Genomic DNA, 8549 nt, shown 5'->3' with positions numbered 1-8549 from the left:
CGTTTTTGTTTAATTTAAGCTTGTTAAGCCGGAATTTTCCTTGGCTTTTCTCTTTCCCAGAAGCGATGCTGTTTGATGGCGTCAATAAATTCTGTGGCTAGCTTTTCGGCGTCAGCACTTATAATGACCCCTTCATCGTTATCGATTTTCTTGCTAAAGTAAGTGGCTTCTATAACCTGCATGGCTTGCTCAGCAGCAGCTATAGCTTTGCAGTGTTTAAATGCTTCATTTAAGAAGTGAACGGCGTCCGCATCAGCTTCCAAAGTTGCCACACTATTTAGTCCGCCAGGTACATATACAGCATCAAATAATACCGATGCTGCACCAAGAAGGCTCTCGTCTACATGGATCTTTTCATCATTTGCAGAGGTTAGAAAGCCTAAACGAGGTGCAATAACTTCTGTTATGCCTCCAGCTGCTTCAATTGCTGCTTTAACGGTATTTAAAGAATTCTCATCTACACCATCAGCAGCGAGTATGGCCACTTTTCGGGTTTGGATGCTGTCTTTAACCGTATTAACCATGCTTAAAGCATCGGATTTAGCTAAAGAGCCTTCTACCTGGAGTGATGCGTAATCAGCTGGATCAGCATCTGCTGGAATATTTTGATTCAATTCGTTATCCAGCTTTTCAGGGATATGCAAACCAAGAGCGTAGGCTACTTCGGCAGCGAGGCCTTTATCTATCTGCGCTAAAAAAACCAGCATGCGCTGACGGATAGCTACCGTTTTTACTTTACCTAACTCAAAACATAAAGCATCAGTGAGGTGATTTTTTTCTGGTTCAGACTGGCTATTGAGGAACAATCGTGCCTGACTGAAATGGTCGAAAAAGCTTTTACTTCTTGCCCTTACCTTGCTTGCGGAAATCCTTTCGGGGTAGGTCACAAACCCACCTTCGGCTGCTGTAGCCTGACGGGGGTCATTATTACCGATCGCATTGGGACTGTAGCTTGTTTTGCCTTTGTTGATGGTTTGTCGCATAAAGCCATCGCGTTGGTTGTTATGAACCGGCACAATCGGCCTATTGATAGGAATCTCCTGGAAGTTAGGACCTCCTAATCGTGTCAGTTGTGTATCCGTATACGAAAATAATCGCCCTTGTAATAATGGATCATTACTAAAATCAATACCCGGTACGACATGTCCTAAATGAAACGCGATTTGCTCTGTTTCGGCAAAGAAATTATCCGGATTCCGGTTAAGCGTCATTTTACCTACCCGTTGTACTGGCACGAGTTCTTCAGGTATAATTTTGGTTGGATCAAGCAGGTCAAATTCAAATTTAAATTCGTCTTCTTCGGGCACAATTTGTACGCCTAGTTCCCATTCAGGAAATGCACCGCTGTCAATTGCATCCCATAAGTCCCTGCGGTGAAAATCAGGATCTTTACCGGATATGTTCTGAGCTTCATCCCATGCCACTGAATGTACGCCAAGTAAGGGTTTCCAATGAAATTTAACAAAACTGCTCAGTCCTTCGGCATTTACCAATCGAAAGGTATGAACACCAAAGCCTTCCATCATGCGGTAACTGCGTGGTATGGCACGATCACTCATAACCCACATGATCATGTGAGCAGATTCGGGTGTTAACGATATAAAATCCCAAAAGGTATCATGTGCTGATGCTGCCTGGGGTATTTCATTATCAGGTTCTGGTTTTACTGCGTGAATCAGATCAGGAAACTTAATAGCATCCTGTATAAAGAAAACCGGCATGTTATTCCCTACAAGATCAAAATTGCCTTCCTCTGTGTAAAATCTGACCGCAAAGCCACGTACATCACGGGCCAGATCTGTAGATCCCCTTGAACCTGCCACTGTAGAGAAACGCACAAACACTGGTGTTTCTGTTTCGGTATCGTTTAAGAAAAGTGCTTTAGTTACAGGTGCCAATGATTCATAAACTTTAAAAACACCGTGTGCACCTGATCCGCGTGCATGTACCACACGTTCCGGGATGCGCTCATGGTCGAAATGGGTGATCTTTTCACGCAGGATAAAATCCTCTAGTAATGTTGGGCCACGATCACCTGCTTTTAAAGAATTTTGATCGTCGTTGATTTTCAATCCTGTATTTGTGGTCATCAGTTCACCTGTAGCATCTGCTGTATGTGGGGCCAGGTTTTCTGTTTTAAGATTAGCGGGTTGTACACCTTTATCTAAATTCTTGGTGTCGCCAGTGGCGTCAACGCCTTTATCAGTAACTTTTTTGGTTGCCATTATTATTGTAGGTTTACGCTTCTTCTGATGCTTTGAAATTAATGTCATTTTCAGCGACATCGGTTAGTAACTGGTCTGCTGCTTTTTCTTCGGTAAGCGTTTGATACAGCAGCTCTGCCACATCATCATGGCCCAATGTTTTAGCCAGTTGAGTTAGACCACCGTAAGTAGCAATTTCATAATGTTCTATTTTCTGTGAGGCAAGTATTATTCCTACATCCCGGGTTGCTGTTCCCGATTCTGTGCTTTCAACAATGCCTTCACCTTCTTTTGCAAGACCTTCCATTGCGTCGCACTTTTTAGCCAATGCATCTTCACCTAACAACTCGAATACTTGTTCCAGGCGGGTTACATGCGTTTTGGTTTGTGCGAGGTGATCGTTTATGGCTGTTTTAAGTTTACTGGATGTTGCTGCATCGATCATTTTTGGTAAGTTCTTTACAAGATGATTTTCTGCCCAGTAAATATCCATTATGCTGTCCATGAACAATTCTTGTAATGCTGGTTCAGCTTTAGGCGATGTTTTGGTAGTGAACTTTGGTTCGGTACCGGTTTCGTTTTTCATACGGTTATTAGATTTTTCATTTAGAAGATAATCTATATAACCATCTTGCAAAATGGTTGTTTTGAATACAGGTATTTTTATTAATTGATTGCGTGATATATCAACAGTTGTATTGTGGCCATAAACTTGGGAATAAGGCAGCACTCTTATTATGTATACGCTATATGCAGCACATGCTGAATTGTTGCACTGGTACTCAACCCATATTGATCTGTTTCAGGTAGGAAAACCAGTTGAGCATTAATGATTCGATAGGATGAAGGTTTAATTTTTAAAAGAAATTTATCTAAAGCAGCATTAATTTGTTTTTGTTGATTTTCCATGTTATCGCTGTAGCGCTGATCGTAAGGAATCAAAATTTGCACAAAAGTGTATTTTTCGTTCTGCTGGTTTTTCAAATTATCCATGTATTCTCTATAATTTTCAAAGATAGACCAAAACATGTTGTGGATGATTATAGTTTTTTTTTGCTGTAAAATAGCTAGATATAGCTATTGCTGTAATAAATTTTCTTTTAGACATTTATGTAAATAAATTCTATCATTAAAATTATACTAAACGAACCAAACTTTAAAATAACTCAAATAACAATCGCTAATAAAACATAAAATTGCCAAAGCAATTTAAAAGGTTTCCGGAAATTGCCGGTCTACTCCTTCATATAGGTTTCGGTTTTTCGACTTGATTACTAATCCTTGAACATCTTAAATCCAATTAAATGAGCATTAACATTCTTATTAATAATTCTGCGAATCCATTGGCTGACTATGTGGGTTGGTCACCTCACCCTTGTCAGATCTCATCAACAGACATTATTGGTCAAAGGGTAATATTAAAAAACCTGGATACTGCTAAAGGGGGGCAGGTTGTTTTTAAAAAGGAAATAGGAGATCCCGTGACGGATACATTGGAAATTGATATTCCTAATGATTCTGTACCAGCTAGTTTTTATATTTCTGGAAAATTCGATCTTAATCAAGATAAGGGGAAGGCAAGTTCGTTAGACAAGGACTGTATCATTAAAATAGTCAGTAAATTGACCAATGTTGAACTGGGTCAAAAAGCATTAATGGTTCGGGTAAGAAAAAATGCAAATGGGCTGACTGATACAGAAAGAAACAAATTTCTTTCTGCTATTGTAATCCTTAACCAACAAGGGAAATATATAGATTTTCAGAACATGCATACTTCTGGTGCTGATCCTGAAATACACAAACGAAGTTCTTTTTTGGTGTGGCATAGAGCTTATTTATTAGATTTTGAGCGAAAATTACAAGAGATCGATCCAAGCGTTACGATTCCCTATTGGAAATTTGATGACCCGGCTCCGAAGGTGTTTAATGTTGATTTTATGGGCACCGCTGATGCCTCTGGTGCCGTTACTTTTAGTAATACTAATCCTTTAGTTAATTGGCAGCCTATGATATTTGGGCAGGGTGTAGGAAGGATAAGACGTGTGGCGAAATTTAATACGTCCACGAAAGCGGCTTCTAATGTAAAGAATAATGAAGCTGAAACATTGGCTCTTGGAACAGCCTTCGCTACTTTTGTAGGAACTAAAAGGACCGGGTTTTGTACAATGGAAACAGATCCACATGGTTCTGCCCACGTTAGCTTTACTGGACAAATATCTGATATTGGTAAGGCTCCTGCCGATCCTTTATTTTTTATGTTACACTCTAATGTAGATCGCCTATGGGCAAAATGGCAATGGATTATGACCGGGCAGCGATTTGATCCTATTGATATAAATGCATATCCGCACCTGGGAAGTGGTAATTCCACTGTTGGGGGAGAATTCGGAATCGGCAATTTCTCTGACGATACGATGTGGCCCTGGAACGGAATTTTCGTACAACCACGACCAATTACTGGTCCCAACACTACCTTTCCGTTATCACCTTTTTTAACTGTTCCTTCTCAGACTCCCGACTTGAAAAGCATGATTGATTACCACGGACAAAAAAACCTATCTGCTAACCTAGGATTTGATTATCACGGTGTAAGGTATGACCATTCAACCGTGGTTGTTTAATACTTTTAATTGAAAAATTATGGATGATTATAAGACAGAACTTTTAAAACAAATAGAGAATACAAAAAAACAAAGGGCAAGTGCAATCGCTGATTTTTTAAATATAAATAAATCAGATAAAGAACGATTGACGGCCTTCGAAAACTTCGGAACGTTTAATGAAGAAGAAGATGTGCAAAAGGCACAGCTGATTTTGCGGGATGATAAGCAAAATGGAAAAATCCGTGCGGCAGCCCTTGAAGGATTAGTTAATGAAGTGGGCGTCAATGAGAAATTGATGGATGAGGTAATTTCTATTTTAAATAATGAAAAACCACCTATACCACTTAGAAGTGCTGCACTGTCCGTTTTGCAAACGACCAGTTTTGGTTCTATCGTTTTTCCTTCGAAGCGGCCTGCGTATTTTAATGTATTAAGGAAAGTAGTGGTCGAAGATAATGACTTAAGAGCACCCGCTATGGAATACCTTGCGATGAACAATGACGCATTTATACAGAAAAAGCTTATAGATGGGTTAAATGAACCTAAAGCGGCGATAACGAAGCCTGAAATAGCCATTCAGCTTCTTGCTTATGATCTTCATGCCGAACATTATCCTGTTCTAAGGAAAATAGCCACAAATCCACCTAATTTACAGAGTAAAAAAGAAGCGCTACGTAATCTTGCTGCTGACCCTGATTCTAAAGATTTATTGTGGAGAACGATGCAGAATACAAAAGAAGATCCTGAAACAAGGCATGCATGTGCAGTTGCATTAGAGAATTTAAATCCTGGAGACATTCAGGTTTATGCTAAAAAAATGATATTGGATCCAAATGAAAATGAGGAGTTAAAAGCAGCTATGCTAAATACACTCACATTCTCTATGGATGCCGGAGCCTTAAATGATGTTGATTTTAAGAAGAAGCTTGATAATGTCCAAAAACGTGTTTCATCACCAGGTTTAAGGAAGATGGTTGCGGATTTTAAGAGCTCCGCTGAACAACGTCGTGCTAAATAGTAAAAGATATGATGCCTTTTTCTGATACGATGCCTGCACCTGAACACTTCAACAAGGATACTCCCGAGGAGGAAATAGCAGAGTTTGTCAATACAATTCAAAAATTTCCGAATCGTAGAAAATTATTGGTTGATTTATTATCGGAACGACATCCTTTATATCAGGATAGGGGTGCCAACCAGGTCATTCGGATCAGGGGCTATATTTTAGCAAACTTCGAAACTGTGGGACTTCCAAAGTCTGCTATTCTCTATGTATTGCAGGAATTAGAGAACGGTATTGATGTGTATACAGTTGCAGCGGCAGCAAAAGCACTTAGAGGAATGGATCCGCCAAGTAAGCAATTGGTGCCTTTTCTCCTTAAAGCCATCCGTAATATTCGGGATATGGATGATGCGGTTACATTTGAAATGTATAAACCGGATGGCTCTATGGTTAATTATACAACTGCATTAAAAGAATTGTTTCTGACCTTAAGCTGGTTAGGTGCTTATGCTCAGGATGCGGTAGCATCGCTTGAACAGATGTCACTTGGGACTGAATTTTATGCCAGTACCGAGTTGAAGTCAGAAATTGAGCAAACTATCCAGTGTATCCGTGGGGATGTTCGGGAAATAAATTCCTCATGTTGTTCCATTTCTTTCGATATGGATGTTAATTCTAAATCTTCTGGTTCAAATATTCGGAAGGTGGTATTAGAAGATCAGAATAAAGAAAGCTTTCGTTTTAATCAATTTTTTAAGGGAACGCCTACTCTTGTAGCTTTTTTCTATACCCGATGTAATAACCCGAATAAATGTTCGGCTACGATTACACGATTAGTACAATTACGAAGGACTTTAGAAGCTGATGGAATTCAAAAATTAGTAAAAACAGTGGCTATAACTTATGATCCGGAATATGATATTGCCTCCAGATTAAAAGTGTATGGAGAAAATAGACGCTTCGTTTTTGATATAAATAATAGGTTTTTGAGAGCTGATCCAGATAGCTATACGGCGCTCAGAAAGTATTTTAGTCTTGGTGTCAATTACTCAGGTTCAATAGTAAATCAGCATAGGATAGAGCTTTATTTATTAGATCAACATGGAAAGGTGATTCGAAGTTTCACTCATCTGAAATGGGAAGAAAATGAAGTGTTAGATGCTGTCAAAAATGCCATTTCTAATGCTACCAAGCCTGTTTTGTTTCAGTATTATAGGAATTTTATTATTAAGACATTCGGTGATTTTTTATCTGTCATACCATCCCTTATCGTAGCGTTTTTTCCAAAATGTCCTATCTGTTGGGCCGTCTACCTGAGTATGTTTGGAGTTGCGGGATTGAATACCATTCCTTATAGTCCCTGGCTCTTGCCGGTATTTTGTGGTGTGATGGGAATAAATCTTTTCACTCTTTTTTTAAATGCTAAACGTCGCAATGGTCTCCTGCCATTTTATATAAGCGTGGTTGGAGCGCTGTTTATTTTATTTTTGGGACTTATATTTAAAATTAAGCTAGCCTTATACCTGGGGGTCTCTCTAGTTTTTATTGGCGCTCTTTTGAATAGTCTTTCGTTTAGGCTGTATTCAACTATTGTCGGTAAGTTAAAATTCGGATTTAGACTTTGACTTATTATATAGATACTTTATTTAAATAAGTATCTATATATCAGTATTATACTTATATCTTATTGAATTAATAGTTGAGAAACTTTGATTATGAATTTCTCAACTTAAATAAAAATTATTCATATATGTGAATAACTGTTTATCAATTAGCATAATATCGGTACAGATATTGTCTATATCTTATAGAATGTGAGTAATATATGCTTTTGTATATGATCTTTGTCATTAAATACATATGAAGAGAGAGAGTAAACTGAGCAAAAGATTGCACACATGAAGAAATGATTACTCATAATATCGAATAAATCAAAAAGTAAGAATTGGTCTCTAATATTTAAATTATTAACGCTCTCAAACATGTTAATTCATCACGGACAAATTATCGAAAAAGTAGTAAGAAGAAACGGACACTCTATAAGCGATGTAGCTCGTTTAACAAACGTAAACAGGCGATCAGTCTATAACTGGTTTAATCAGCAACAACTTAAGCCGGAAATTATTTACAGAATTGGTTGTGTTATCAACCATGATTTCTCAGAAGAACTTCCTCAGCTCTTTACTCCAGAGGATTTCCAAAAGGGATTCAGAAAGACATCTTTTTTGAACAGTGTAGGTGAAGAACCCGATTCGTCAACTAATAAGGATCTCTGGAAAGATAAGTATGTCGATTTACTGGAACGCTACAATACGTTACTTTTACTCAAAGTATCTGTTGCGTGAAAAAATCAAAAATAAATACCTCAGATGTTAAAAAGTGCTTTTATAACTATCATATTTTTGTTAGTTATAAAAGTCTCTGAAAATATTTTGCATGATATTTATTTTTCAAGTTTTTCCTATTGATAGAGTATAATCTGATCTCCCAGTTTCCGGAGAAAGAAGAAAATCTGGTACGGCTGATTCTACTTTAGATGCTGATGCGAAGCTACTGGTGCAACAGCAGGGTTAGCATCTTCTGCAGGAAACTTAAAGAAGGAAAGTACACCTATTTAATAAAATTGATGCCACGCTATGATGGGGATTATATTTTAAATCCTGCAAAGGCTGAAATGATGTACTTTCCTGTATTCTATGGTCGTGATGAAATGAAAAAAGTAAGTGTTAAATGATGGTG

Annotated in this window: 8 protein-coding genes; 5 read left to right on the top strand and 3 right to left on the bottom strand. The window is 38.1% G+C overall.

Annotation, left to right across the window (positions count from 1 at the left end; all coding sequences use genetic code 11):
- Positions 1-23 precede the first annotated feature (23 nt).
- The 3 genes from ADIARSV_RS16335 to ADIARSV_RS16325 form a co-directional block, all read right to left on the bottom strand.
- Positions 24-2225: a catalase gene (locus ADIARSV_RS16335; RefSeq protein ID WP_016196735.1), complete on the bottom strand. Its 2202-nt coding sequence runs from the start codon at positions 2223-2225 to the stop codon at positions 24-26.
- 13 nt (positions 2226-2238) lie between these two features.
- Entirely contained in the window at positions 2239-2790 is a 552-nt protein-coding gene (locus ADIARSV_RS16330; protein ID WP_016196734.1) for a YciE/YciF ferroxidase family protein, read from the bottom strand.
- 149 nt (positions 2791-2939) lie between these two features.
- A complete protein-coding gene (locus ADIARSV_RS16325; RefSeq protein WP_016196733.1) occupies positions 2940-3197 on the bottom strand; it encodes a hypothetical protein in 258 nt (85 codons plus the stop codon).
- A 311-nt stretch (positions 3198-3508) separates the two neighbouring features.
- Here ADIARSV_RS16325 and ADIARSV_RS16320 point away from each other — a divergent pair, with 311 nt between their 5' ends.
- The 5 genes from ADIARSV_RS16320 (at position 3509) to ADIARSV_RS21640 (ending at position 8544) form a co-directional block, all read left to right on the top strand.
- Entirely contained in the window at positions 3509-4825 is a 1317-nt protein-coding gene (locus tag ADIARSV_RS16320) for a tyrosinase family protein (RefSeq protein ID WP_016196732.1), read from the top strand.
- Positions 4826-4844: 19 nt separating this feature from the next.
- Positions 4845-5825 (top strand): hypothetical protein, encoded by a 981-nt coding sequence (locus tag ADIARSV_RS20800; RefSeq protein WP_016196731.1) that lies wholly within the window; start codon positions 4845-4847, stop codon positions 5823-5825.
- Between the two features lie 8 nt (positions 5826-5833).
- Positions 5834-7435: an SCO family protein gene (locus ADIARSV_RS16310; protein WP_016196730.1), complete on the top strand. Its 1602-nt coding sequence runs from the start codon at positions 5834-5836 to the stop codon at positions 7433-7435.
- 357 nt (positions 7436-7792) lie between these two features.
- The gene (locus ADIARSV_RS16305) at positions 7793-8155 is read left to right on the top strand and encodes a helix-turn-helix domain-containing protein (RefSeq protein ID WP_016196729.1); all 363 of its coding nucleotides are present in this window, start codon (positions 7793-7795) and stop codon (positions 8153-8155) included.
- Positions 8156-8352: 197 nt separating this feature from the next.
- Complete coding sequence (locus tag ADIARSV_RS21640; protein ID WP_152439926.1) at positions 8353-8544, top strand: alpha-2-macroglobulin family protein; 192 nt, start codon at positions 8353-8355, stop codon at positions 8542-8544.
- The last annotated feature ends 5 nt before the right edge of the window (positions 8545-8549 follow it).

Origin of the sequence: Arcticibacter svalbardensis MN12-7 (genome assembly GCF_000403135.1) — a bacterium.
Classification (GTDB): domain Bacteria; phylum Bacteroidota; class Bacteroidia; order Sphingobacteriales; family Sphingobacteriaceae; genus Arcticibacter; species Arcticibacter svalbardensis.
The sequence above is the reverse complement of the archived record's forward strand: the minus strand, read 5'-3'. Positions and strand labels throughout refer to the sequence as shown.

Coding starts and splice junctions, on each gene's coding strand:
- ADIARSV_RS21640 (WP_152439926.1), top strand. CDS start 8,353: ATGCGAAGCTACTGGTGCAACAGCAGGGTTAGCATCTTCTGCAGGAAA.
- ADIARSV_RS16305 (WP_016196729.1), top strand. CDS start 7,793: ATGTTAATTCATCACGGACAAATTATCGAAAAAGTAGTAAGAAGAAAC.
- ADIARSV_RS20800 (WP_016196731.1), top strand. CDS start 4,845: ATGGATGATTATAAGACAGAACTTTTAAAACAAATAGAGAATACAAAA.
- ADIARSV_RS16310 (WP_016196730.1), top strand. CDS start 5,834: ATGATGCCTTTTTCTGATACGATGCCTGCACCTGAACACTTCAACAAG.
- ADIARSV_RS16320 (WP_016196732.1), top strand. CDS start 3,509: ATGAGCATTAACATTCTTATTAATAATTCTGCGAATCCATTGGCTGAC.
- ADIARSV_RS16325 (WP_016196733.1), bottom strand. CDS start 3,197: ATGGATAATTTGAAAAACCAGCAGAACGAAAAATACACTTTTGTGCAA.
- ADIARSV_RS16335 (WP_016196735.1), bottom strand. CDS start 2,225: ATGGCAACCAAAAAAGTTACTGATAAAGGCGTTGACGCCACTGGCGAC.
- ADIARSV_RS16330 (WP_016196734.1), bottom strand. CDS start 2,790: ATGAAAAACGAAACCGGTACCGAACCAAAGTTCACTACCAAAACATCG.